Genomic DNA, 26,099 nt, shown 5'->3' on the forward strand with positions numbered 1-26,099 from the left:
GATTTTTATGCCAAATAGAGTTGTCTATTATGGACCATTTAACAATACCAAAAGAGAAGAACTGCTAGAAAAATCTAAAAAGTATTTAAATGAAAACAAAGGAGATAAATTTTATTATATACTTCCAAATGGCAAGTTGTTCATAAAATATAGAGAGATATTGCTTAAAAGCAATCAGGGTGCCTTTGATATAAGATTGTTTACTTTTGATGATATAATAAGAAATTTACTGAAAGATAAACTTTATTCAACCATAGGTTCAGAATTGAAAGAAGAAATTATAAAAAATATTCTAAAAGAACTATATGAGAATGGAGACATTGTATATTATAAGGATGTATCTCTTATGGATGGATTTGTATGGAATATATCAAATATTATTGGAGAGATGAAGAGGTCTTTGATATCTCCTGAAAAATATTATGAAAATACACCTTCTTTACCTTTTTATAGTGAAATAGGTTTGGTTTATGAGAAATATCAAAAATTTTTAAGGGAAAATGAATTGATAGATGTGGAAGAAGGATTTATAAAGGGAATAGAGCTACTTAAAAGCAATGGGGATTTTTTTGAAAGTACAGATTTTGTTGTAATAGATGAGTTTTTTGATTTTAGGCCCCAAGAGTTAGAGATCCTCAAAGAAATGTGCAAATATCCAATGGATATCTATGTAAATATTCCATATAAGAGAGATAAAGAATTTTTAACTACAAAGAGTACATTGAACATTTTAAAAGAAATGGATTTTGAAGTAGTCAATTTAGATAAGAATGAAAAAAATACTTTTGAAGCACTTGGAGACAAATTATTTACTGAAGATAGTGAATTGTTACTAAAAAATGAGAATATAAAATTGATAAAAGTTCCAAACAAGTATTTAGAATTGAAAAGAATTTCTCAAGAGATAAAGTGTTTAAATAAAAAAGGTATTCCCCTAAATCGTATGGCAATTGTACTTACTTCTCCCAATGAGTATTCAAACACATTGTATAGAGTTTTTAGAGAGGAAAAAATACCTGGTTCATCAAATGAGGAGATAAGACTTATTGATATTCCATTGGTCAAAGAGTTACTCAATATAATAGATATAAAAATAAACAATTTTGACAAGAAATCAACTATAAATAGAGTCAAAAATAGCTATTTCAATATTTATTCTGATGAAAATAAGGACAAAGTGGAATTTATTTTGTATAAATTAAATTATAGTCAAATTGAAGAATTGAAGATTCTTCTTGAAGAAAAAAAGAAAAGGCTTTTAAACAGGATAGAAAGTGGAGTAGAAGGTTTCATAAAAAAATATGAAGAAGTAGTTCATCTTGAAAATTCTCTTGAAAAAATGTATATAGAAGGAAGTTCTATTCCTGAATTTACTTCTCCAGAAGAGATAGGTTCATCTATATTGAATATTATTGAAAGCTACAATTTAAGGCAAAAAATACTTGATAATTATAAAAAAACGGAAGATTACAATATTTTTTACAGAGATATTTCTGCACTTGCAAAGATTAAAGAAGTGTTCGTGAATATGAGTAGAGATATTTCTATAGTCTATAAGGAAATTCATCTGAAAGATTTCTATGAGATATTGCTTAAATATTTAGAAAAAGAAACTGTAGTTATAAGTTTAGGAAATAGTGAAGGGGTAAATATACTCACATCTGCAACAACTCAAGGAACAAACTATGATGTGATATTTATGACTGGATTGGTAGAAGGAAAGTATCCAAATTTAAAAGGAACCAACTTTTTCTTTAGAGAAGACAATCTTTCCATGTTTAAAGATATGGGATTAGACAGAAGTAGTTATTATGAAAAATTGGACAAGGAATGTCTATTGTTTGCCATAGGAGTGACCAGATGTAAACAAATATTGTATTTGAGTTTTCCAGAAAGTTCAACTGGTGATGAAGTAAATATTCCTTCTATGTTTTTAGATGAACTTTTAAATTTATTTGAAGGAAATAGTGAGGAAGAAAAAGTTGATGTGATAAGTTTGGATATGGACTATATAATAAAAAGGGATTTTGATGAAATAACTACAGATAGAGAACTTGTAGCTCATCTATTTTATAGATATTACAATGGAGAAGATTTAAAAGATTATTTTAGTATGCTAAATAGCCGAAAAGATGGTCTACTGGAAGAAATAAGTGAAAAAATAGAGTGTGAAACTTTGAGGAGTTCTAAAGAATATAATGAGTATTCGGGATTTATAAATGATGAGAATATAAAAAATGATTTAATGCAAAGTGAGAAGAATAGAATTTGTTCTATAACTTATTTTGAAAACTATGGGAAATGCCCTTATAAATTTCTCATGGAGTATATATTAGAATTAGAGGGAATGGAAAGATTCATGGAAGACTTTTCACCACTTGACAGGGGCAATATATATCATAGTGTGCTTAAAAATTATTATGAATTTCATAAAGCTGATTTCATAAAATCTATAAAAGGGCAAGCTGAATTTCAAGTAGAAGATACACTAGATGAAATAGTAAATGGAATAGAAAATATATTGCGAAAAAACGAGATAGATATCACCGATAAATTGTGGAGACTTAGAATAGACAATATGGCAGATACAATTTTAAATCTCATCAAATTAGATTTAGATAGAATGTCTAACTCAAAATACAAAATGGTACCTTATGATTTTGAAGTGGAATTTGGATTTAATGAGGATTTTTCAATAGATGTAGATGGTGAAAAAATAAGGCTGTTAGGGAAAATAGATAGAATAGATAAATTGGCAGATGAAGATAAATATATACTCTATGATTACAAGACTTCTTCCTATGGAATAAGAAAAATTGTAGATATGATGAATGGGGTTTCATTTCAATTGCCTGTATATATAATAGCTGAAGAAAACAAAAACATCATTGCTGGAGGATATATAAATATATCTAAGGGAGAAGTAAGTATAGAACTATTAAAAGAAGATGAAAAAGCTGTATTCAACAAGAAAACTGGGAAATACATTTTAAATGATGAAGAGTGGAATAGCTTGATGGAACATATAAAAGGAGAAATGAAAGAATATATTCAGAAGATATATGATGGGGATTTTTCTATAAATCCCAAAGAATGTGATTCATATTGTCCTTATGGTGAAATCTGCAGATATAGAGGTAGATAGGGGTGAAGGGAAAAGTGGAGTTAAATAAAAATCAAAAAAGAGCTGTTGAAACCATAGATAAAAATGTGGCAGTAAATGCAGGGGCTGGTTCGGGGAAAACTAGAGTGTTGGTTGAAAGATATTTATATATACTTGAAAATGGAGATTTAGATGAGGAAAGTGAAATTGAATCAATTTTAGCTATTACTTTCACTAAAAAAGCGAGTCAGGAAATGAAAGAGAGAATAAGAAAAAATATAAAAGAAAAGTTTCCTCTAGATCCAAAATGGAGAAGAATGTATAGGGATTTGGAGAAGGGAAGTATCTCTACTATACATAGTTTTTGTTCAAAGATACTTAAGGAAAATCCCATAGAAGCTAATATAGATCCACAATTCAAAGTATTAGAGGATCATGAATCAGACGAAATATTATATGAAGTAGTTAAAGAAATTATATTGAAAGGAATCAATTCTAATGAAAAAGTCTATGAACTTATAAAGAACTTCAATGTGTACAATTTGGACAACTTTATCTACACTATGATGAATTTGTATAAAAAAATAAGAAGTACTGGGATGAGCTTTGAAGAGGTAAGAGAAATCACATTGAACAATATGCAAAGTTTTGAGTTCAATGAAGAAGATATTTTTCACATGGTAGACGAATTTAAATATCTAATGTCAAAGAGCAGAAAAAATTCAAAATTGTATAAATTAAAGGAGGACCCAATATGGTTAGAGTTTAATGAAAGAGATAGTTATGATGAAAGTGTTTTAGATGTACTTCCATACCTAAAAGACAATATAGGAACTATGAGTTCAGAAGAGGATAGAGTTTCTGCACTGATGGAGACTATTGATAAGGTTTTGAAAGTAATTGAAAAAGATAAAATAGAATTCTATGAAACTCTAATAGATTTACTTGTTCAAATGGATTTGGAGTTTTCTAAAATAAAGAGCAGTTTAGGATATTTAGATTATGAAGATCTTCAGATAAAAGTACTTCATTTGTTGGACATAGATGAGATAAGAAAAGAATATCAAAGAAAGTATAAATATATAATGATAGATGAATTTCAAGATACAAATGAATTGCAAAGACAAATAGTGTATAAATTGGCAAGTGAGAATTCAAAATTAGATAGACAAAATTTATTTATTGTAGGAGATCCTAAACAATCTATTTATGCCTTTAGGGGAGCAGATGTAGAGGTTTTCCATGATGTAATTGACGATATAATGGAAGTATCTAAAATAGAAGCCATAAATCTTAAAGATAATTATAGAAGTATGAATACAGTTCTTGAATTTGTAAATTGTATATTTGAAAAAGTAATGAAGGAAAAATATGAACCATTAGATTCAATATTTAAATCTCCCAATAATGTAGATGTGGAAATACTTGAAAATGAGAATTTAGAAGTTCCAAATGGAGAAAACCCTGGCGAATTCAACAAATACTATGAGAGCAGATTAATAGCTAAGCGGATAAAAGCTTTAGTAGATAGTGGAGAGTACAAATATGGAGACTTTGCTTTACTTTTTAGATCCAGTACAGAAGATTATATTTATGAGGAAGCCTTAAGGGAATATGGTATTCCATATTATAATTTTGGAGGAAAGGGATTTTTTAGACAAGAAGAAATAGTGGATTTACTAAATGGGATAAAGGGAATAAGCAATATCTATGATACTATTTCACTAGTGGGGGTACTTAGAAGTCCCATGTTTGGACTTTCAGACAAAACAATCTATTGGCTTTTGCGAGAAAAAGAAGAGTCTATACTATATGCTCTAAATTCCAATATTCCATATATTGAAGATAGGGAACTTAAGAAAGTTCAAAGGGCTAAAGAAATATTGAATTTAATGATTGTAAAAAGAGATTTATTAAATGTTTATAATTTATTAAATGAATTGTTGAAGAAAACTTATTATAATGAAGTGCTCATGTTAATGTATGGGGGAAAGCAAAGAGTAGCCAATGTATATAAATTTTTAGAAATGGCTAGAACCTATACTGAAGAAGAAAATGGAACTATCTCTGATTTTATAAATTATATTGAAGAATTGAAACTAAAGGAAATAGATGAATCCCAAGCTAAAATAGAGTCAGAAGATGGAGATAGCGTGAAGTTGATGACTATACACAAGTCAAAAGGTCTGGAATTTAAAGTGGTTATAGTTCCTCAAATGGCTAAAAATTTCAATACGGATAAATCTCAAATTTTATTTGATAAAGATATAGGATTGGGTATAAAGTATGAAGGAGTTTCACCATTATATGATGAAATAAATGCCGTCTTAAAAGAAAAAGAAGAAGAAGAAAACAAGAGGATATTATATGTGGCAATGACTAGAGCAGAAGAAAGATTGATTTTAGGGAATCAGGGAAAGAAAAGTGGGTTTAAAAAATTCATAACTGATTTTTTAGACTTTGCCAGCTATGAATTGATTGAGGATTTGGATGTAAAAGAAGAGGCAGTAGAAGAAATAAGGACATTGGAAGGGATTACAAATGAGTCAAAGCCTTTTAATGAAAATATATTTCCCATATTGGGAGGAATAAAAGGTTTCAATCAAAGACAATTTAATACCTATTCTATATCACAATATTTAATATTTAAAGAATGTAAGAGAAAGTTTTTTATGACTTATTATAGAAGACTTCCCATAGATGAATACGAAGAGTTTCAGCTTACTAATAGAAAATCTATAAATCCAGTAGTTCGTGGAGAAATAGTTCATAAGTTTTGTGAATTGTATAGAAATGGAGAAAATAGTGCGAAACTTTTAAGAAATATAGTACAATCTTTTGGCATAATGCCTACAGAGGAATTAGCTCAAGAATTTTCACCATATATTCATAATTATATTGCAAATTATAGTGAAAATTATGATAAAATCTATAGTGAGAAAAAATTTTACTACAATTTGCCCAGTGGCATTATATATGGAATTGTCGATAGAATATATATAAGTGGGAACAATATTGAAATAGTGGATTTTAAAACAAATAAAGTTAAAGATAAGGATTCTTTGATAAAAAAATATTCTCCTCAAATTCAGCTATATACGAAGGTCTGTGAGAATTTATACGGTTTAAAGGCAAATAGGGCTTCACTTTTTCTTTTAGAGACTGGTGAAATAGTAGATGTGGACATATCTGATGAAATTTTAAATAAAAATCTTAAAGATATAGAAAATTTTATGGAATTTGTTTGTCATAACAACGATATTAAACAATATGAAAGAGGAGAAATTTGCAATTCATATTGTAATTTTAATGTGATTTGTAACGAATGATTGTGTAAAAACAAACAGAAGAAATTTAATATAGAAAATGAGGTGCTTAATTTGCTTATCTTTGGTATATTATTTATCTTGATAGGTATATATGTTATAATTAGTGATAAATACGAAATTGTTAATGACAACAACTATAGAGAAATAGTTAAAAAACAAGATTTTCAAAAAGATAGACTTTATAAATATAAAATCGCAATAGGAATATTATCTATTGTTTTAGGTTCCTTTAGCATTCTTAACTATATTTTATACTAAAAGGGTGTTTCTATGAAAAAAAATAGTTGTCTAATGGTTCTTTTAGTTACATTGATGGTTTTCATAAACAGTTTTGCCTATGGGAGTTCAGATAAGAAAACCATAATAATAGTATTGGATGAACTTGATTTTCAATTGGCTGAAGAAATAGGAAAAGATTCCTTTTCAATGGGACTTATGAATACAAAGGTGAGAGGAATCAATAATGCTGAAAGCTATTTTATGACCATTGCTACAGGTAGAAAGGTAAAGATAAAAGATGGAGAATTTGAAGGCCTTATAAAACGAAATGATGGAAGCATAGAAGTAAAAGGTTATGACAATATAATCAGAGATTTAAATAAGAAGTATCCTGAATTCACAAATAAAATTGATTTTTTTGGTGAGAAGCTTAAAGATAAGGGAATTGCCTTTATAGGGGAAGATTCATCATCATTGATAGCTTGCGATAAAAATGGGCTGATAAAAAATGGAGAAACTAAAGTTGTTTATGATGAAAGATGGTTAGAAGAAAAGACGAATGAACATTTGAGAAATTCAAATATTTTGGTCTTGTCTTATGAAATAGAAGAAAATAAGAATAGGGTAGAAGTGTTAAAAGGATACTTAGAAAGCTTAAATGAATATGATATTCTTATTTTTCCTGGAAAAGTTTCAGCTAATATGAAAAAGATAGTTAACAATTCTCTAGTTCCAATAATGTACAATAAACTTAAGACGAAGAGTGGAATTTTAACTAGTGACTCTACAAAAAGAAAGGGTATCATAACAAATTTAGACATATTGCCAGAAATAATGCATTCTTATGGCATAAAAAGTCATGTTGTCATAGGAAAAAAAATCAAAGTATTACCTAGTAAAGATACTATTGAAGAAATCAAAGTTATTTACAATGAAGTAATAAATATGACATGGATAACTTATATTTTTCATGGTATTGTCTATTTCATACAAGTTTATTTTACTTATTTTTTTGTCAAAAATAGAAGGGATAAATACTGGGACATAGCTTTTTATTACAATTTCATAATAATAACAATTTTTATTTCGCTCTTGATGGGATTTCTAAATATTCATAGGAGTGTTTTTGCTTATCTAATTACTTGTATAATGTTAAGCTATAGTATTTCATATATTATAACCAATAGAAAGTTAAATGGAGCTGGAATTTTTTCAACTCTTACTTATATAGTTTTGACATTGGGAATGCTATTTTATCCAGACTTCATTTATAACTCTTATATTGGATATGACAATTTAATTGCAGGAAGCAGATATTATGGTTTCAACAATGGTGCTATGGGAATACTTTTAGCTACTTCTATTATCAGTTATTTTACAATTAAAAAATATTTGCCAAATGATACAATGGAGAAAATTCTAGCAATATTGTATTTTGTGCTAAATATCATAGTATTGTCAGCTAGCTATGGAGCAAATACAGGAGGGTTTTTTACTTCTATTGTGTTACTTTTGATGATGATATATGTAGTTTTTCTTGACAAGAATTTCACATTTAAGAATTTGATTTTTCTTCTACTTTTAGGTGTATTGATTTTATTTGTCAATTTATATATAGATTTAAATAGTTTAGATAAAAGTCATGCTGGAAGTTTAATTTATAGAGCCAAAATATTGGGTAAGAAAGAAGTATATGATATTGCAAAAGTTAAACTTAAAGAACTCTTAATTTATACTTTATCTCCACCGTGGTGTATAGTGCTTTTTAGTCAAATTCTTTTTATTAAAAGTTTTTGGGATAAATGTAAGACTAAATTGCCTTATATATTGGAAGAAAGACCAGAAATTCGTAAAGAGTATATAGTTTTACTTATAACTAGTATTGTTGCATTTATTGTAAATGACACAGGAGTTATTGCATTTATATACATGATACAATACCTTTTAGTGTTATTTGTAAATATTTCTATTATCAGGGAGGTGTAAATATGGCAAAAATGGAGATGTCTAATTATCTATCAAAAAATAAAGATGGGCTAATGAAAATTGTAAACGTTCTTTCTAAAGAATATAAATATGTGTCTATATTAGGCACAGATGTAGTGGGGAAAAGATATTCAGTACAAAAAAGTGGGATAAGTATAAGTGATAGTGACTGGACAGAAAGAGGATTTGTACTTAGAGTATACAATGGTATAGGATACTCAGAGTTTTCTTTCAATGAATTGCCAGAAGATGTAGAGGTATTGAAAAGCAAGATAAATAATATTGCAATGGAAGATGTAAAAAAGTTAAGGGAATCTTCTGTTGACATGACTAAATTTCCAATCATAAAAGAAGATGTTATAGAAAAAAGTTTTATTGGCGAAGTAGAGGTACTACCTGGAAGCATTACGTCAAAGGAAAAGGTGGAAAGATTACTTAATATACAAAAAAAGGCCTTTGAATACTCTGAAGCATTGATAGATTTCAGGACATTTTATGAAGAAGTTCATGTATCTAAAATCTTCATATCTTTAAATAAAAAATTAGAGCAATCATATATTTGGAGCCAAGGATATCTTGTGCCTATAGTGAGAAAAGATGAGAATGTAAAGGTAAACTTCAATAGTTTTTCAGGACTAAAAGGCATTGAACTATTAGATGAAATGGATGGCGGATACAAAAAAGCTATTGATGAAGTTGTATCTCTATTAGATGCTGAAAGAATAATTCCAGGAGAATATGATGTTATATGTACTCCAGAAATTGCAGGACTTATTGCTCACGAGGCCTTTGGTCATGGTGTAGAGATGGATATGTTTGTAAAAAATAGAGCTAAAGCAATAGAATATATAGACAAGGAAGTAGCTTCAGATTTGGTTGTTATGCATGATGGGGCAGCTAGTGCTGTAGATGTTTCTTCCTATCTATTTGATGATGAAGGAGTTCTTGGGACTGATACCAAAATTATAGATAAGGGTATTTTGAAAACTGGAATATGTGATACTATTGCAGCTTTGAGATTGGGTATAGAGCCAACTGGAAATGGTAAAAGAGAATCTTTTGAAAGAAAAGTTTATACTCGAATGACAAATACTTTTTTTGAAGAAGGAAATTCAAAACTTGAAGATATGATAGCTTCTATTGAGTATGGATATTTACTAGATGGTTCTATGAGTGGAATGGAAGATCCAAAGAATTGGGGTATTCAGTGTATGCTTCTCATAGGAAAAGAAATAAAAAATGGAAGACTTACTGGGAAAATAGTGTCTCCTGTTGTCATGACTGGTTATGTTCCAGATTTACTTAAATCTATAAGCATGGTTTCAGATAGGGTAGTACTTTTTGGTTCTGGTGCTTGTGGAAAGGGATATAAAGAATGGGTTAAGGTTTCTGATGGTGGTCCATATATTAAAGCAAAAGCGAGGTTAGGATAAATGATAGAGAATATAAAAAACATTTTATCAAATATTAAAGAATTAGATGAGTGGAAGATTGTTGAAAACAAAATATCTTCCAGAGAATTGTTTTTTATAAGGCAAGAACTTGATATGAACAGGGGAAAAGAAGTGATAAAATATATAGTTACTGTATACAAAGATTTTGAAGAAGATGGGGAGAAATACAGAGGGTCTTCCACTGTTCAAGTTCATCCAACTATGACTAAAGAAGAAATAAAAAATAGTATAGAAGGAGCTGTTTTTGCTGCAAGTTTTGTTAAGAATGAATACTATCCTATAAATGAAGGAAAGTATTTAGAAGAAGTAAAAATAGAAAGTAATTTTGACAATGATACTATGTCTAATTATTTGCCCAAAATATCTAAATGTTTATTTGAAGAAGATGTATATGAAAAGGGTTGTGTAAATTCATCTGAATTGTTCTTAAATAAAGTGTATATTAGAATTGTTAATTCTAAAGGATTAGATGTTTCTTATAGTGGCTATTCTGGTATGCTTGATCTCGTCACAAACTGGAAAGAAGAAAGTGAAGAAATAGAAGTTTCTAGAAATATTGAATTTACAGAATATGATGGAGAAATGATAAAGAATGAAATAAGAGATATGCTTAAATTGAGCCAAGAAAAAGCAATTGCTAAGCCTACTCCAGATTTGAAAACTTCTACTATTATTTTAAGTGGAGAGCCTGTAAAAGAGTTTTTAAAATATTATTATATAAATGCTAATGGAAAACAAATATATGATGGGATTTCCACTTATAGGGCGGGTGAATGTGTACAAGGACAAGAAGTTATAGGAGAAAAAGTAAATCTTTTATTGGATCCAAAGCTAGAAAATTCTACTTATAGTGCTCCTTATGATGAAGATGGAGTATACCTTAAGAAAACTCAAATCATTGAGGATGGAGTACTTAAAAGATATTGGGGAGATATGAGGCATTCTTATTATCTAGGTATTGAACCAACTGGGAATATTAAAAATTTCATAGTTAAAAGTGGAAGTAAAAGTATAGAAGAAATGAAAGCATCTCCATATATTGAACTTGTAAGTTTTTCAGATTTTCAAATGGATACAATGACTGGTGATTTTGGAGGAGAAATAAGACTTGGTTGGTATTTTGACGGAGAAAATACTGTATCTATAACTGGTGGTTCTATTTCTGGGAATATAAAAGAAGTAGAAAAGGAAATGTATTTTTCTAGTGAGACACAAAAGCTAAACAATTTTTTAGGACCTAAAACTATAGAATTATCCAATGTATCTTTGGCAGGAATTGAATAAAAGTATAAAAGCCTTGATATTTAATCAAGGCTTTTGCTTACATTAAAAAACAAAAATAGAGCTACAATACCTGATACAGAAGCAATAGAAGCAATCAATTTATATCCTCCGAGATTATACAAAAGTGGTCCAATGAGGGTGAACAGGGTTATCATCATTGCATTGGTGAAAAATAAAAGAGTCATAAAGGTAGTCCTCTTTTCTGGGTATATTTCTGTACATATGGCTTGATAGGCAGTCCATCCGCCATCTAATCCAAAAGCAAAGGTGAATATAAGAGCAATTGTTAAATATAAAGATTTTGAATAGGGTATAAGTGATAGAGCTAAAATCATTATAGTATAAAATATTTTTGTAAACTTTTGTTTTCCAATTTTATCAGCTGCAAAAGTGGACATAGTGATTCCTAAAACAGTACCACAGGCTGCAGCCGTGTAGACATATCCAATTTGGAGCTGGCTTAAACTAAAATCTTTGCTGAGCCAAATACCTAAATAGCTGTAGATGGTAAAAGGAGCAGTTACAGTTAAAAACTGAATGATTAAAAGTTTAAGTCCAACGGGATTTTTCAATATGTTTAATACATCATTAGAATCTATTTTTTCATTATTAACTTTCTCAGATTCTGGAAGTTTTATAAGTAAAAACAAGCATATTATTCCCACTATTGCAAAAGGAATATATATTCCTTTTAAATTGTCAAAAGTCTCAATCATAAAGGTGGCATATAGAGGACTGGTAAGTAGAGCTAGTCCAAAAGCTATTCGAAGTATTCCAGAAGCTTTTCCTCGCTTTTCATAGGGAACAAAATCACTTATATAAGATATGACTGAAGCATTTAAGGAAAAGTATCCAATCCCTATAAAAGTTCTACCTATGGCGAATACGGATGGGGAATGTGAAATTCCACTGATAAAAGCACCCAATACAAAGAAAATTAATGAGGTAAATATGTATTTCTTTTTTCCATATTTATCGGCCCATGTTCCCAAGAGGGGTATCAAAAGCCCTACTATAGAAAAACCTAAGTTCAATGTGATTACAGAACTAGCTTTTATATTAAAGAAATTTGCTAGATATGGAGCTATGGCACTGATCAAATTGAATTCCATAGAAATTATTATGTGAATTAGAAAACCAGTTAAGAATATTAAAAATAAATCCATAAATTGACCTCCCTTTAACTGTACTAAATACAATTATACAATATTGTCAGTTGAATTTGTATTAAAAAAAGAATATAATATTCGTGAGTCGAAATATATTTTGAGGGGGAATAGATATTGCTTAAAAAATTTATTTCTTATTATAAACCACATATGAAGTTATTTATATTAGATATGGTATGTGCCTTTTTTATATCTGTTTTAGATTTGGTATTCCCTGTAGTGACGAAAAATTTTATAAACGATTATATTCCAAATGGGAATATAGAGCTATTATATAAATGGACTATTTATTTGGCTATATTGTTTGTACTGAGATACATAAGCCAGTACATTGTCAACTATTATGGTCATGTTGTAGGTGTCAGGATAGAACATGATATGAGAAAAGATGTATTTGCTCACTTACAGACTTTATCTTTTACTTACTTTGACAACAATAAAACTGGACATATAATGTCAAGAATAGTTAATGATTTAAGAGAAATAACAGAACTTGCTCATCATGGTCCTGAAGATTTATTTATATCACTAGTCATGCTAATAGGTTCTTTTATTATACTTATGAGAATTGAGTGGAGGCTTACTTTAATTATATTTGCTTTTGTTCCACTGATGGTATGGTTTGCTATTTCAAAGAGAAATAAAATGTCTGAGTCTTTTAGGCAAGTTAGGAAGCGAATAGCCAATGTAAATTCTCAGCTTGAAAATAGCATTTCTGGTATTCGAGTTGCTAAATCCTTTACAAATGAAGATTATGAGATAGAAAAATTTGATGAGAATAATATAGAATTTAAGGAGGCAAGAGAAGCCTCCTATAAGGTAATGGCTGAGTTCATGTCAGGAATAAACTTTATGTCCAACATACTAAATCTAATTGTACTAAGTCTTGGAGGAATATTTGTATATAAAGGATATATTGATTACGGAGAATTAGTTGCATATTTGTTGTTTGTAAACTACTTTTTACAACCTATTAGAAGGCTAACAGAATTTGCTCAACAATATCAAGATGGTATGACAGGTTTTGAAAGATTTATGGAAATAATGAATATTGAACCAGATATTAAAGATAAAGAAGATGCTGTAGAGCTTAAAGATGTAAAGGGAGAAATTGAATTTAAAAATGTATCTTTTAGTTATAGCAATGGGAAAGAGACAATTTTTTCAGGCATAAATTTAGATATCAAACAAGGTAAAACTGTTGCCATAGTTGGTCCGTCAGGAGCAGGTAAAACTACTCTATGTCATTTGATACCAAGATTTTATGAAATAGATGAAGGCCAAATACTTATTGATGAAATAGATATTAGAGATATAAAATTAAAATCATTAAGGCAAAATATAGGATTGGTACAACAAGATGTATTTTTGTTTACAGGAACTATAAAAGACAATATATTATATGGAAATCCAGAAGCCAGTGATGAAGAAATAGTTGAAGCAGCCAAAGAAGCAAGTATCCATGATTTCATAATGACTCTTCCAAATGACTATGACACATATATTGGAGAAAAAGGTGTCATGCTTTCAGGAGGACAAAAACAGAGAATATCTATTGCCAGATTATTTCTTAAAAATCCTCCTATATTAATACTTGATGAAGCAACATCAGCTTTGGACAATGAAACTGAAATAGCTATTCAAAAATCTTTAGAAGAACTTTCTCATGGCAGAACTGTTTTAGTTATAGCTCATAGACTATCTACTATTAAAAATGCTGATGAAATAGTAGTATTGACTGATAAAGGAATAGAAGAAAAAGGCAGACATGAAGAACTTCTTGAAAAAAATGGAGTATATGCAAGCCTTTACAAATCACAATTTAAACAATTATAGCATAGACAAGTTTCCAAAAAACCTCTCCACTCATATGATGATATTGTAATATATTTGGGGAGGTTTTCTTATGGATTATAGTTTAAATATTCCATATCCAGAACTATATTATCGTATATATCCAAAAGTAATAAGTGCAATCAGCAGAAGTACAGATAATTTATCGGTTGATGGAAATGTTTCAGAAGAGCAAGTAGACAAGATGGTGGATGAAGTATATGAACAAATGCTAGCTGAGTGCCCAGAAATAGGCGAAGATCCTATGGAAAGACGACAACGCTCTTCTAGGTACAAAGCTATGCAACGGCCTTATTATGGCAGGGGAAGACTTGTAAGAGACATAATAAGTATCATACTTATATCGGAATTACTTAGAAGGAGATATCCCTACAACTATTATGGATATGGTCCAGGGTATGGATATGAACCTTGGTACTAACATGAAATAAGCCTTAGGGCTTATTTTTTTGCTCTTAATCGTAACTAATTTGTAACTAATATTTCCTCCACATGAAGTATAATATAAACATAGAGAAATATTCTAAAAGTGGTATACTTAAGATTTTTAGAAAATTTAAAAAAATAACATGAGGGGGATTTGTTATGAAGAGAAAGGTTTCAGTATTGTTAGCGATTGTTATGATTTTGACTTTGATTCCAATGAGTTCATTTGCACAGCAAAATTTCGATAAACAGTTGAAAGAAGCCATTACAAAAAGTAAGGAATTGTTTAATATTGGGAAGGAGTATGACAAGTTTAGTTCCGATGTAAGTTCTTATGACGGGAAAACAGCTTTTAATTTAAATTGGTCAGATAGTAAGGAAAAGCTTGGCAGCATAAATGTTTCCTTAACAGTAGATGGAGAAATTTTAAGTTATTCAAAATCTGAACCATACTATGGGGAAAACAGACCTAAGTTGCCAAAAGTATCAAAAGACGAGGGACTAAAGATTGCAAAAGATTTTATTGGGAAAGTAAGCCCAGATATTGCAAAAAATATAAAATATATTGATAGAGATGAACAATTAGATATTTATTCGGATTTATATAATTATTCCTTTATAAGGACCATAAACGGAATGATCTATGATGAGAACAATGTCAATATAACTGTAGATAATATAACTGGTGAGGTAAGAGATTATTATACAAATTGGGATAAAGATATAGTATTTTCTGAAGCAAAGGATGTAATTTCAAAAGAGAAAGCTCAAGAATTATACAAACAAAAAATTGGATTGAAATTAATTTATAAGACTTCTTATATAGAAAGAGAACCTAGATTATATTTAACTTATGCATCTCTTAGAAATAATCTAGGCATAGATGCAAAGAATGGAGAAGCTGTTCAAATCGGCTATTATGGTCCATACTATGAAGGTATGGATATGAATATGGGAGCTAAAGGAGAAGAAAATGCTGAAAACTTGAGCCCAGATGAACAAGAGGCTGTGGAAAGTGTATCTGGACTTATATCAGAGGAAGAAGCAGAAAAACTTGGCAGAAAGTATTTAGAGATAAATAAAGATTATAAATTGGATTCAGTAAACTTGTATAGGGACTGGAAGAACAAGGGAGAATATAAATGGTATCTAGGGTTTAGAAAAAATGTAAATGGTGTAGAAAAGTATTCAAGTGTAGCTGTAAATGCAAAAAGTAAAGAGCTTATTTCTTTTTATAGATGGGATGATGTAAATTCAAATAAAGAAATTAAATACAATGAAAAACAGGCTTTAGATATTGCAAAGAATTTTATAGTTAAAACAAATCCTGAAAAGGTAAATAATATTGAATATATAGATCCAGTTGCTGATTCTAGAAGAGTTGATGAAGTTCCTCAAAAGATAGTCAATTTAAATTTCATGAGAATAGAAAATGGTGCTTATGTATTAGATGATGCCATAAGGGTTTCTGTAGATTTGACAGAAGGAAAGATTGTCGAATATGAGATGGATTGGTACAATGGGAAACTTCCATCAAAAGACAAAGTCATATCAATAGATGAAGCTTATAATATATTGTTTGATCAAATTGGAATGGAAGTTAGATATACAGTTCCAAATAGATATGAAAAAACAGATAACAAGAAATTAGAAGCCATATTAGTTTATGGTCTAAAGAAAGATAAACCAAATGATATAGATGCAAATACAGGTAAAATTCTAAATTATGAAGGAATACCATATGAGAAAAGAGAAAAAATCAGCTATAAAGATATAGAGAAAAGTTATGCAAAGGATAAAATAAATATTTTAACTCAATATGGAATTGGATTTTCTGGAAATGAATTCAAACCTAGTGAAAAATTGAATCAAAGAGATTTCTTGTTTTTACTTGCAAAAGCAAACAACTCATATTTAAGTTCAGATATTTCAAATAATGATGAAAAATTATATTCCTATTTGATAAATACAGGTATTGTAAAAGATGATGAAAAAGCACCCAAAAAGATAATGACTAAAGAAGAGGCTATAAAGTATATAATTAGAGCATTGAAGTATGACAAAGTTGCAGATTTAAATAATATATATAAAGATTTATTTAAAGATACAAAGGATATAAATCCAGAATTAAAGGGATATGTATCAATTGCCTATGGACTAAAAATTGTAGAAGGAAGTAATGGATATTTAAGGCCAAAGGCAGAACTCAAAAGAGAAGATGGAGCAAATTTAATTTATAATTTCTTGTTTAGCAATTAATATGCAATTAATATATAGAGAGAAGGTGAAAATAACCTTCTCTTATCTTTTGTAATAAATTTGTAACTAATGAAGAGATATAAATGGTATAATTTAATATATGAAAAAGTAACAAGAGGTGAATTTTCAATGGAAGAAAAAAAGTATACTATATTAGTTGTTGAAGATGAAGATTCTATAAGAAAATTTATAAAAATAAATTTAGAGAGGCAAGGATATTGTGTCATAGAAGCCCCTACTGGAGAAGAAGGAATACAAAATGCCAGAAATGAAGAAATAGATGTGGTAGTGTTAGATATCATGTTGCCAGGAATAGATGGATATGAAGTATGCAAAATACTTAGAAAAGAGTTTCCCACTATAGGTATAATAATGCTAACTGCTAAAAGTCAAGATATAGATAAAATTACAGGATTAGAATATGGAACGGATGACTATATGGTGAAGCCTTTCAATCCTACTGAGTTGGTATTGAGAGTTAAATCTTTACTTAGAAGAATAGCTCTAGCAAGTGCAACTAATGATGAAGAACTCATAATAGACGGACCATTTAAAATAGATACCTATTCAAGGATATTTTATAAAAATGAAATAGAAATTGAATTGACGCCTACAGAATATTCCATTATAAAAATCTTTATAGAAAATCCTGGGAAGGCATTTAAACGTGATGAGATACTTAATTGGGTATGGGGATATGATTTTTTTGGAGATTCAAAAATAGTAGATGTAAATATCAGAAGATTGAGAGCAAAAATAGAAGATGATCCTGGAAATCCCCAATATGTCGAGACTGTTTGGGGAGTTGGATACAGATGGAGAAATAGAGAGGATGAGAACTAGAAGATCATGGAAAAGAGTATTAGAACTAGACTTGTAGGGAATTTTATGCTTGTAATTTTTATCACTGTTGTCATATTGGAGGTATTTTTAATAAATGCGGTTAAGCATTATTATTATGAAAGTGTAGAAGCACTTTTGTCTAATCAAATCATGTTTTCCTCTGATTTTTATTCTAGATATTTTTCTTCAACTTCAATAGAAGATTTGATCATTGATGATGTAGATGTTTTTTGGCAGCAAACAGATGCAGAAGTACAGATATTAGACCTAAAAGGAAATGTTCTAATGGATTCCATTGGAGTATCTTTTCCTAATGTTGTAATGTCAGATGATGTTGTAAAGTCTTTAAAAGGTGAAAAGGGAACTTGGGTTGGGAATGTAGACTATGATACTTCTCCTGTAATGGCTGTATCATATCCACTCATGTCAGAAGGAAAGATAATAGGTATCATACGATTTATAACTTCTCTTAGGGAAACCAATAGAACTATTAAAAGCATAGCTATAATTTTTATTTGGATTGGGGTTATAGTTATATTTATTTCTGGATTCATGAGTATTTTTCTAGCAAATACCATTGTTAAACCCTTAAAAGAAGTGACAGATGTAGCTCAAAAAATGGCCAATGGGCAATTAAAGGTGAGAAGCGAGAAAAAGTTTGATGATGAAATAGGAAAACTTTCAGATACGTTGAATTTCATGGCAGAAGAACTAATAAAAAAAGAAGAATTAAAAAATGATTTCATATCTTCCATATCTCATGAGCTTAGAACACCTTTGACTTCCATTAAGGGGTGGGCTATAACTTTGAAATCAGAAGAATTGGATAATCCATTAATAAAAGATGGATTAGATATTATTGAAAAAGAAAGCGATAGGCTTACTTCTATGGTTGAAGAATTGTTGGATTTTTCAAGATTTGTTTCTGGTAGAATAAAGCTAAACAAAGAAGAAGTAGATATAGGGAAAATAATGAGTCAAATAACTAAACAGCTTACTCCTAGATCAAATTTAAAAGATATAAATATTGAACTAAGCATAAGTGAAGAATTACCTCGTATTATTGCAGATGAAAATAGAATAAAGCAAGTATTTATAAATTTAATAGATAATGCACTTAAATTTACTCCTGAAGGAGGGAAAATAATTTTTTCTGGAGAAAGTAAAGATAATATGATATTGGTTTGTGTCGAGGACAATGGTTGTGGTATTCCCAAAGAAGATTTACCTTATGTAATGGAAAAATTTTACAAAGGCAAAAATACTAAATCTCATAGTGGATTGGGTTTGTCAATAAGTGATGAAATAGTTAAATTGCATGGAGGATATATAAAAATAGAAAGTGAAGTAGATGTAGGAACAAAGGTATGTGTATTTTTACCTGTTGAGGAGGAAAGAATATGAGAAAATTTAACTTAATTGTGATACTAATTGTTTTAGTTCTAATTCTTACATCTTGTGGCTATAAAGATATTGATACTAATGAAAAGATCGTATCTCCAGATAACAATATTCCTCCTATATCGGGACAATGGAAAATAGATAGATATAAAAGGGGGAGCTCAAAAGGCCTTTCTGACGAAGAAGCAAACAAAATGATAGATAAAAGAGCGCTTTTTCATGAGAAAGCTGTAGTCATAGGAGATGATATATACTTAAGCCCATCTTATAAATTAAAAAATGTAAATTCCTTGGATTATTTATTGTATCAGTATAAAGTAAATCCAGATTTTTTAGGTATTAGCAGTAAGAAAATACAGGTAATATCTATGTCTAGTGAAGAACAGTTTTACTATGAATTCATAAGAGAAACTGATGATGAAATGATAGTGAATATTGATGGTGTATTTTTCTATTTAACTAAAATCTCAGATGATTTAGATGATAAAGAGATGAATAACTATATAGAAAAAATAGCAGGAAAAGCTAGAGTATTGAGTACTAAAGAAGATGAAATATTGAGATCAGGAATTATATTAGGACTCAGATATTATCAAGAAGGGGAGTCTGAAAATGAAGAAGATGAATATAAATATAGGACTATTTGGATTTGTAGCAAAAACAAGACTATAGATAAAATATATGAAACAGAAAACTTATTTGTTCCTAGAAAATCAGGATTTTGGAAAGTTGGAGTTGATAGAATATCTATAGAAGAAAATATAAAAGACATTATATATGCATATCCAGCAAATAAGAAGTCAGATGAAATGGGATATGAAGAGATATCTTATGAAGATAATTACAATACTCAAAAACAAATTAATTATGTTGGAAATAATTATATGATTGTGGAAATAACTGAAGGACAAAACAGAGCAAAATCAACTTTACAAGTATTACCTATAGATAATATAAAAAATGCAAATCCGATAAAAATATCAGATATTGCAGGAGAAAGTGGTAAAAATGCTTTTTATGAAGGTACAACAAGGTATTTTTCTACAGATCCTAAATTTCAAAACAAATATATAGATTTGAAGCCAACAGAAGAAAGTTTTGGCATTGTCAGAAGAAACGGACATTGGGTTATGAAAGGGAGAATTAATTTAAATGAAGAAAATGAAAAATCCTATGTGGATTTTAATATAAAAGCCATAACTCCAAAAGAATTGGTTAATTATGATGAATTAGCTATATCGTGGAATGCGGTTAAGATGAGAGTTCCCCAAGCAACAGATGTCTATACATCACCAAATGAAGACATAGCAGTAATATTGACTCATAGTAGCTTGATGGTATATACTCTTGAGAATGGTGAATTATCTCAAGAGCCAATAAAGAAGATAAAACTCAATAATGGTGAAAAAGTAGTTATGAACGAATGGGCAACAGGAAAATATATTTATACATGGGAAGAAGAATTTTTAAAGAATATGGTTTCCATCATAGATGAATAGCAAAAGTTTTTTTTACAAATCGAACAGTTTTTTCTAATATATTTACGGTTGTTAAATCGTTTAATCTAGTGTCAAAAGAATGACTACCATTTTTATGAACTAAAAATTCACATTTTACATTGTGAGCTTTTAGTTCTTTTATTAATTTTACTGACGAGTAAAAAGGTACAGTAGTATCTTGTTTTCCATGTACAATTAAACAGGGAACCATATTTTCAGTTATCCAATTTATTGGAGAGTAATAGTCATAGATTTCTTTTTTTTCTAAGGGAGTAGCTTTTAATGTTTTTTTAGCAGAGAATCTGGCAAATAAAGATTTATTTTCTGAAATAAATATATCATTTAAATCAGATGGAGCATAGTAGGCAACTACTCCTTTTATGCCTTCCATTTTTTTATTATCCTTAATAAAAGAATTGTAGGTTGAATACAATAGAGAAAGATGTCCACCTGCAGACAATCCCATAAGTACAATATTATTTGTATCTATATTGAGTTTTTGACTATTTTTCTTTATATAATCTAATGCATCAGTATAATCAGATAATATATCTTCCATACTGTTTTTTATTCCATATCTATAATCTATGCTGGACGCACAAAAACCCTTTGAAGCTAAATACTTGCACCAAGAAATATTATTTTTTTGATTTCTAAATCCTGATATCCAACCACCGCCATGACAAAAGAAAACTAGTGGATATAACTTTTGGGTAGGATTATTTGGATACCATATATCCATTTTCAAGTCTTTCCCATCTGATTTTTTGTAAGAATAAGTTTTATAGTTAAAATCCTTTTTTGGTTCTAGAGGAAGTTTAGATGTCAATAATTTTCCAAGAAATATTATTATAGAAACAATGAAATAATAAAATGCTAAAGTAAAATCTACAAAGGAAAGTAAGATAAATATTATATATAAATATATTTTGTTCACGATAAAAAAAGATTTTTTAAAATTTTCTTTTAATTTATTCATAAATTTTCTCCTAATGTAGATAAATTATTTTAAAGGCATGATTCTTAGAGGTTCTTCAATTTTTTCACGAGTAAGCAAAGCTTTTTTGGCTTTTTTGTCATTGATATTGGTTTTATGCAATATATATTTTGCTAGAACATATTCAAAAGGTAACCAGTTTACATGGCTTATAGGCAATACTCGTCTTTTTGCCCCTTTCATTTCATTGTAAAGTATTTCACGTGAGCCTATTGGAAGTGTAAAATCAAACAAGGCATCTACAAAAGTTACATCAGACATATTTAACAAATGAGCATAGGATATAGGATCTATCTTAAATAATGGATGAATATCTTCATTATTTATTATTTCAGATAAAGACATATTCTTAATTTTAGGGAATTGCTCATTATAAATATTATACAATTGCTCTTTGTCATTTAATGAAAAGTTAGCTTTATATCCATTTGCAAATAGTTTTCTGACAAAATTCGCTGCTGGGGATTCATGAAGTATTTGAGGAAGATATCCTCCTGTAGTCATAAATAGCTTATGATTTATTCTATTATCTAAGCAGGCTACTATGGATGTAATCATACCTCCTAGGCAATAGCCCATTAAGACATTGTTTTCTTTCCAGCGACCTTCTTGTTCTAGTAAATCTATTGTACTTAAGGTATCTACAACGGCATGTTCCCAAAACTGGTACATCAAATCCATATCTGGATACAAAAAACTTCTTCCACTGACAGAATTGTTTTCAACTCTTGTATAATTTCCAGGAAGAATAAGTATTGTTGTATTTACTCCAGCAGATGCTAGATGAGGTCCAATCCAAAGTAAAAATTTTATATTTCTACTTCCCAATCCATGAAGTACCATAGTAGAAGCACGAATTTCTTCCTTAGGTTGAAAATTATAGAATTCAACACTTTCAGTCCCAGGAGCTGGATTTCTATATAAAGTTTTATACCTTTCATAGCTACATCTGTAGTTTCTTCCCTTAAAAATATATCCAGATACATATTCAATTTTTTTCTTTTCATAAGTAAAATCAATATTCATAGAATTTCCCTTCATTCAAGTGTTTTTTCTATTATACCACAAAACCCCCTCTATTAATTATCAAAATCCGATGCACTAGGGACGGTTCTTTTTGTATCAAATTTATCTACCCGGCGCATCATTCTAGGCATCTCCCCATATTTAAATAAACTTTAATCTTTTATATAAACCTTATAAATTCTTTATAATTGAATGTTAGATTATATAGAGAATTTATAAAGGGAGGAATCAATATGGCTTTAGAAGATAGTAAAAAAGGATTTAAAGGATTCACAGGATTTCAAATTAAAATTTTAGCTCTAATATTTATGCTATTTGACCACATCCATTATTTTTTTGAATTTACAGGTAAAATACCCGTCGCATTTTCGTGGATTGGTAGATTGGCAGGAGATATGTTTTTATTCACAATGATAGAAGGGTATACTCATACTTCTAATAGAAAAAAATATTTTACAAGGATTTACTTAATGTCTGTATTTATGACACTTATAAAATATATAATTCAATTTTCCAAGCCACTTCAAAGAGGAGATGGATTTTGTCCTGAAAATGGCATATTTTCGACCTTTGTTATTTTAATTATTATATTTAAAGGAATAGATTATATAAAAGAGAAAAAGTTTTTTAAAGGTATTGGATTGACACTGTCTCCATTTTTAATAAGCTATGCTATAGCTTTTATTTTTCAACTTTTAATTATTCCAAACATGTCAATGGATACTGCAAATCATATTTATGTGATAGTATCTAGTTTTATTCCATCGCCATTTTTAGTTGAAGGCGGATTGTATGTGATTTTAACTGGTATTATATTGTATTTATTTCGTGAAAACAGAAAGTTACAATGTATATTTTTCACAATATTTATATTAACTTGGATGATAGGTATGCCTTTAATGTATATTAGACCTATTAGTCTAAAACTTATGTTTACAGATTATTATGAGTGGATGAGCGTCTTTGCAGTAATCTTTATGTTTTTGTATAATGGAGAAAAGGGCAAATCTATGAAAAAATTATTTTATATATTTTATCCAGCCCATATCTATATATTGTATGGATTATCAGTTTTAATTTATTATTTAAAATACTAATTAGGAGGATTACTATGGAGACTATCCTTGTTGTAGATGATGAAAAAGATTTAGTTATGATAATTAAAGACTCACTTGAGGCTAATGGATACAATGTTTTAACCGCCTATAATGGTTTTGATGGAATTGAACTGTCTAGAAAAAAACCAGATCTAATTATTTTAGATATTATGATGCCAGATATAGACGGTTTCAATGTCTGCAATCTTATAAGAGATAATATAGATTGTCCTATACTATTTCTATCAGCAAAGGATAGTGAAGTTGATAAAATCAAAGGGCTTGCTATTGGTGGTGATGACTATATAACTAAACCTTTTAGTTTAAAAGAATTAGTTTCTAGAGTTAAGGCCCATTTGAGACGTGAAAAAAGAAAAGCAAAAAAAGAAGACAATAGCTATTTAAATTTTAAAAAATTATCTATTGATTTAAAAGGTTTAAATGTAAAGGTAAATAATGAAGACATAAACCTCACGAAGAGAGAATTTCAAATAGTAGAACTTCTAGCTTTAAATCCAGGTCAAGTATTTTCAAAAGATCAAATATATGAAAAAATTTGGGGCTATGATGGTCTAGGAGATACCTCTACTGTTACAGAGCATATTAAAAAAATTAGATTTAAGATAAGCTCTATTGACAAAGAAAATAAATATATTGAAACTGTTTGGGGATTAGGTTATAAATGGGAGGCCTAAATTTTGAAAAATAAAAGCTTTAAAAGACAATTTGTAGTGACTTTCATTAAAATATTGGTTTTAAGTTTAATTTTTTCTGCACTTTCTTTTTTTATATGGCTTAAAACTTTTAACCATATTTATTATCCTGCTAATTATTATGAAAACCAAGTTGGGGATATTGTAAAAAAAATTTATGAAAGTCATGACAACGTATTAAACAAAAGTTTTGAAAGAGAAATGAACGAGATAATACCTTATAAGGGAATGCGCTATCAGGTATTAGATAGTGATGGAAATATTATATATGGAACACTAGATAAAAAGATGATAGAAAATAGAAATGACTTAGTTACTAATATAAACTCTACAAAACCCTTGAATGGTAAATATTTTGCCAAAATCATTCCTATTTTAGATAAAGATAGCAATGTTAAAGGAGCTGTTGTATTAAATTATAGTTTAGTAAGTACACAAAAAACTGATAGTACTGTATTATTCTTATTGTCTAAATCAATGTTATTTTTACCGTTTATATATATAATTGTATTTACGCTTATATATGCTAAAAAGTTAAGTAAAGAAATAAATAAACCAGTAAATATACTATTAGATGCATCTGAAAAAATCAAAAATCAAGATTTAGATTTTACTATCGGATATGATGAAAATAATGAGTTTACAAAGCTTTGCAATGCCTTTGAAGACATGAGGGTAAATCTCAAGGACTCTCTTATAAAACAATGGGATTTAGAAGAAAAGAGACGAGAAAATGTAGAAAGTATTGCTCATGACTTAAAAACACCTCTTACTATTGTAAGTACTTACTCTGAAGCTTTAATAGATGGTGCAGTCAAGGAGGAAAAAATTAAAGACTATATAGGAGTAATTAAGAGAAATAATGAAAGGGCTTTAATATTATTAGATGATATGAACAAGATATCTAATATTGAAAATCCTAATTTTATTTTAGAACCTATAGAAATTAATATTATAGAATTTTTAAAGTTAAAAGAAAAAGATTATAAACTTTTATGTGATGAAAAAGGAATAGACTTTAAAATTGAAATCATAGATTTAAGGGAAAAAAATTTCATAGATAAATTTGATATTAAGTCTCTAGAACAAGTATTAGACAATTGTATATCCAATAGTATTAGATATACCGAAAAAGGCGAATCAATAAAATTAAATGTACTGTGCAATGACGAAGAAATAATCTTTTCTATAGTAGATACTGGAAAGGGATTTAGTAATGAGGATCTAAAAAATATTTTTGACAAATTTTACAAAGGAGATAAATCCCGTTCATTTACAACGGGACATTCTGGTTTGGGTATGTATATAGCTAAAATTATGATTGAAAAACATGGAGGAAATATCGAAGCCGAAAACAATAATCCAAAGGGAGCTATTATTAGATTCAATATAAAACCAAAACGTGGCATCTGATGCACTGGGAACGGTTATTTTTGCATC

Annotated in this window: 18 protein-coding genes; 15 read left to right on the plus strand and 3 right to left on the minus strand. The window is 28.9% G+C overall.

Going from position 1 to position 26,099, the window contains the following annotated elements; all coding sequences use genetic code 11:
• The first annotated feature begins 7 nt into the window (after positions 1–7).
• Genes BUA21_RS06335 through BUA21_RS06360 form a run of 6 tightly spaced genes read left to right on the plus strand, consistent with a single transcriptional unit; the run spans position 8 to position 11,375 of the window.
• Positions 8–3,145 carry a PD-(D/E)XK nuclease family protein gene (locus tag BUA21_RS06335; protein WP_072743967.1) on the plus strand — a complete coding sequence of 1,046 codons (3,138 nt, stop codon included), beginning with the start codon at positions 8–10 and terminating at the stop codon, positions 3,143–3,145.
• 2 nt (positions 3,146–3,147) lie between these two features.
• Positions 3,148–6,432 (plus strand): UvrD-helicase domain-containing protein, encoded by a 3,285-nt coding sequence (locus BUA21_RS06340; RefSeq protein ID WP_072743968.1) that lies wholly within the window; start codon positions 3,148–3,150, stop codon positions 6,430–6,432.
• Between the two features lie 51 nt (positions 6,433–6,483).
• Positions 6,484–6,690, plus strand: a complete 207-nt coding sequence (locus BUA21_RS06345) for a hypothetical protein (RefSeq protein ID WP_072743969.1) — start codon at positions 6,484–6,486, stop codon at positions 6,688–6,690.
• Positions 6,691–6,702: 12 nt separating this feature from the next.
• Positions 6,703–8,637 carry a hypothetical protein gene (locus tag BUA21_RS06350; protein WP_072743970.1) on the plus strand — a complete coding sequence of 645 codons (1,935 nt, stop codon included), beginning with the start codon at positions 6,703–6,705 and terminating at the stop codon, positions 8,635–8,637.
• Positions 8,638–8,639: 2 nt separating this feature from the next.
• Positions 8,640–10,070, plus strand: a complete 1,431-nt coding sequence (locus BUA21_RS06355; protein ID WP_072743971.1) for a TldD/PmbA family protein — start codon at positions 8,640–8,642, stop codon at positions 10,068–10,070.
• On the plus strand, positions 10,071–11,375 hold the full coding sequence (locus tag BUA21_RS06360) for a TldD/PmbA family protein (RefSeq protein ID WP_072743972.1): 1,305 nt from the start codon (positions 10,071–10,073) through the stop codon (positions 11,373–11,375).
• A 20-nt stretch (positions 11,376–11,395) separates the two neighbouring features.
• Here BUA21_RS06360 and BUA21_RS06365 read toward each other — a convergent pair whose 3' ends face one another.
• Complete coding sequence (locus tag BUA21_RS06365; RefSeq protein WP_072743973.1) at positions 11,396–12,541, minus strand: MFS transporter; 1,146 nt, start codon at positions 12,539–12,541, stop codon at positions 11,396–11,398.
• A gap of 117 nt (positions 12,542–12,658) precedes the next feature.
• Here BUA21_RS06365 and BUA21_RS06370 point away from each other — a divergent pair, with 117 nt between their 5' ends.
• The 6 genes from BUA21_RS06370 to BUA21_RS06395 all read left to right on the plus strand — a co-directional run bounded on the left by BUA21_RS06370 (position 12,659) and on the right by BUA21_RS06395 (position 20,826).
• Positions 12,659–14,380 (plus strand): ABC transporter ATP-binding protein, encoded by a 1,722-nt coding sequence (locus BUA21_RS06370; protein ID WP_072743974.1) that lies wholly within the window; start codon positions 12,659–12,661, stop codon positions 14,378–14,380.
• A 70-nt stretch (positions 14,381–14,450) separates the two neighbouring features.
• The gene (locus BUA21_RS06375; protein WP_072743975.1) at positions 14,451–14,819 is read left to right on the plus strand and encodes a hypothetical protein; all 369 of its coding nucleotides are present in this window, start codon (positions 14,451–14,453) and stop codon (positions 14,817–14,819) included.
• 164 nt (positions 14,820–14,983) lie between these two features.
• Entirely contained in the window at positions 14,984–17,083 is a 2,100-nt protein-coding gene (locus tag BUA21_RS06380; protein WP_072743976.1) for a YcdB/YcdC domain-containing protein, read from the plus strand.
• A 129-nt stretch (positions 17,084–17,212) separates the two neighbouring features.
• Positions 17,213–17,926, plus strand: coding sequence for a response regulator transcription factor (locus tag BUA21_RS06385; protein ID WP_072743977.1), 714 nt, complete (start codon positions 17,213–17,215; stop codon positions 17,924–17,926).
• A 45-nt stretch (positions 17,927–17,971) separates the two neighbouring features.
• Positions 17,972–19,330, plus strand: coding sequence for a sensor histidine kinase (locus tag BUA21_RS06390; protein ID WP_233242615.1), 1,359 nt, complete (start codon positions 17,972–17,974; stop codon positions 19,328–19,330).
• Complete coding sequence (locus BUA21_RS06395) at positions 19,327–20,826, plus strand: hypothetical protein (RefSeq protein WP_072743979.1); 1,500 nt, start codon at positions 19,327–19,329, stop codon at positions 20,824–20,826. The genes BUA21_RS06390 and BUA21_RS06395 overlap by 4 nt, the downstream gene beginning before the upstream one ends.
• Here BUA21_RS06395 and BUA21_RS06400 read toward each other — a convergent pair.
• Together BUA21_RS06400 and BUA21_RS06405 are read right to left on the minus strand one after the other, a co-directional pair.
• Positions 20,813–21,805, minus strand: coding sequence for an alpha/beta hydrolase family protein (locus tag BUA21_RS06400; RefSeq protein WP_072743980.1), 993 nt, complete (start codon positions 21,803–21,805; stop codon positions 20,813–20,815). The two genes, BUA21_RS06395 and BUA21_RS06400, sit on opposite strands and share 14 nt — an antisense overlap.
• 24 nt (positions 21,806–21,829) lie before the next feature.
• Positions 21,830–22,849: an alpha/beta fold hydrolase gene (locus BUA21_RS06405; RefSeq protein WP_072744113.1), complete on the minus strand. Its 1,020-nt coding sequence runs from the start codon at positions 22,847–22,849 to the stop codon at positions 21,830–21,832.
• A gap of 233 nt (positions 22,850–23,082) precedes the next feature.
• On the opposite strand from BUA21_RS06405, the gene BUA21_RS06410 reads away from it, so the two are divergent.
• The 3 genes from BUA21_RS06410 to BUA21_RS06420 are packed head-to-tail and all read left to right on the plus strand — an operon-like array spanning position 23,083 to position 26,072.
• Complete coding sequence (locus tag BUA21_RS06410; RefSeq protein ID WP_072743981.1) at positions 23,083–23,946, plus strand: TraX family protein; 864 nt, start codon at positions 23,083–23,085, stop codon at positions 23,944–23,946.
• Positions 23,947–23,960: 14 nt separating this feature from the next.
• The gene (locus tag BUA21_RS06415) at positions 23,961–24,641 is read left to right on the plus strand and encodes a response regulator transcription factor (RefSeq protein ID WP_072743982.1); all 681 of its coding nucleotides are present in this window, start codon (positions 23,961–23,963) and stop codon (positions 24,639–24,641) included.
• A gap of 3 nt (positions 24,642–24,644) precedes the next feature.
• A complete protein-coding gene (locus tag BUA21_RS06420) occupies positions 24,645–26,072 on the plus strand; it encodes a sensor histidine kinase (RefSeq protein ID WP_072743983.1) in 1,428 nt (475 codons plus the stop codon).
• The last annotated feature ends 27 nt before the right edge of the window (positions 26,073–26,099 follow it).

It is taken from the genome of Sporanaerobacter acetigenes DSM 13106 (genome assembly GCF_900130025.1).
In the GTDB taxonomy this organism is placed as follows: Bacteria; Bacillota; Clostridia; order Tissierellales; family Sporanaerobacteraceae; genus Sporanaerobacter; species Sporanaerobacter acetigenes.

Excerpts from the sequence above, each read along its gene's own strand:
- BUA21_RS06335 (WP_072743967.1), top strand. The coding sequence starts at position 8 with ATGCCAAATAGAGTTGTCTATTATGGACCATTTAACAATACCAAAAGA.
- BUA21_RS06350 (WP_072743970.1), top strand. The coding sequence starts at position 6,703 with ATGAAAAAAAATAGTTGTCTAATGGTTCTTTTAGTTACATTGATGGTT.
- BUA21_RS06355 (WP_072743971.1), top strand. The coding sequence starts at position 8,640 with ATGGCAAAAATGGAGATGTCTAATTATCTATCAAAAAATAAAGATGGG.
- BUA21_RS06360 (WP_072743972.1), top strand. The coding sequence starts at position 10,071 with ATGATAGAGAATATAAAAAACATTTTATCAAATATTAAAGAATTAGAT.
- BUA21_RS06365 (WP_072743973.1), bottom strand. The coding sequence starts at position 12,541 with ATGGATTTATTTTTAATATTCTTAACTGGTTTTCTAATTCACATAATA.
- BUA21_RS06375 (WP_072743975.1), top strand. The coding sequence starts at position 14,451 with ATGGATTATAGTTTAAATATTCCATATCCAGAACTATATTATCGTATA.
- BUA21_RS06380 (WP_072743976.1), top strand. The coding sequence starts at position 14,984 with ATGAAGAGAAAGGTTTCAGTATTGTTAGCGATTGTTATGATTTTGACT.
- BUA21_RS06385 (WP_072743977.1), top strand. The coding sequence starts at position 17,213 with ATGGAAGAAAAAAAGTATACTATATTAGTTGTTGAAGATGAAGATTCT.
- BUA21_RS06390 (WP_233242615.1), top strand. The coding sequence starts at position 17,972 with ATGCTTGTAATTTTTATCACTGTTGTCATATTGGAGGTATTTTTAATA.
- BUA21_RS06395 (WP_072743979.1), top strand. The coding sequence starts at position 19,327 with ATGAGAAAATTTAACTTAATTGTGATACTAATTGTTTTAGTTCTAATT.
- BUA21_RS06400 (WP_072743980.1), bottom strand. The coding sequence starts at position 21,805 with ATGAATAAATTAAAAGAAAATTTTAAAAAATCTTTTTTTATCGTGAAC.
- BUA21_RS06405 (WP_072744113.1), bottom strand. The coding sequence starts at position 22,849 with ATGAATATTGATTTTACTTATGAAAAGAAAAAAATTGAATATGTATCT.
- BUA21_RS06410 (WP_072743981.1), top strand. The coding sequence starts at position 23,083 with ATGGCTTTAGAAGATAGTAAAAAAGGATTTAAAGGATTCACAGGATTT.
- BUA21_RS06415 (WP_072743982.1), top strand. The coding sequence starts at position 23,961 with ATGGAGACTATCCTTGTTGTAGATGATGAAAAAGATTTAGTTATGATA.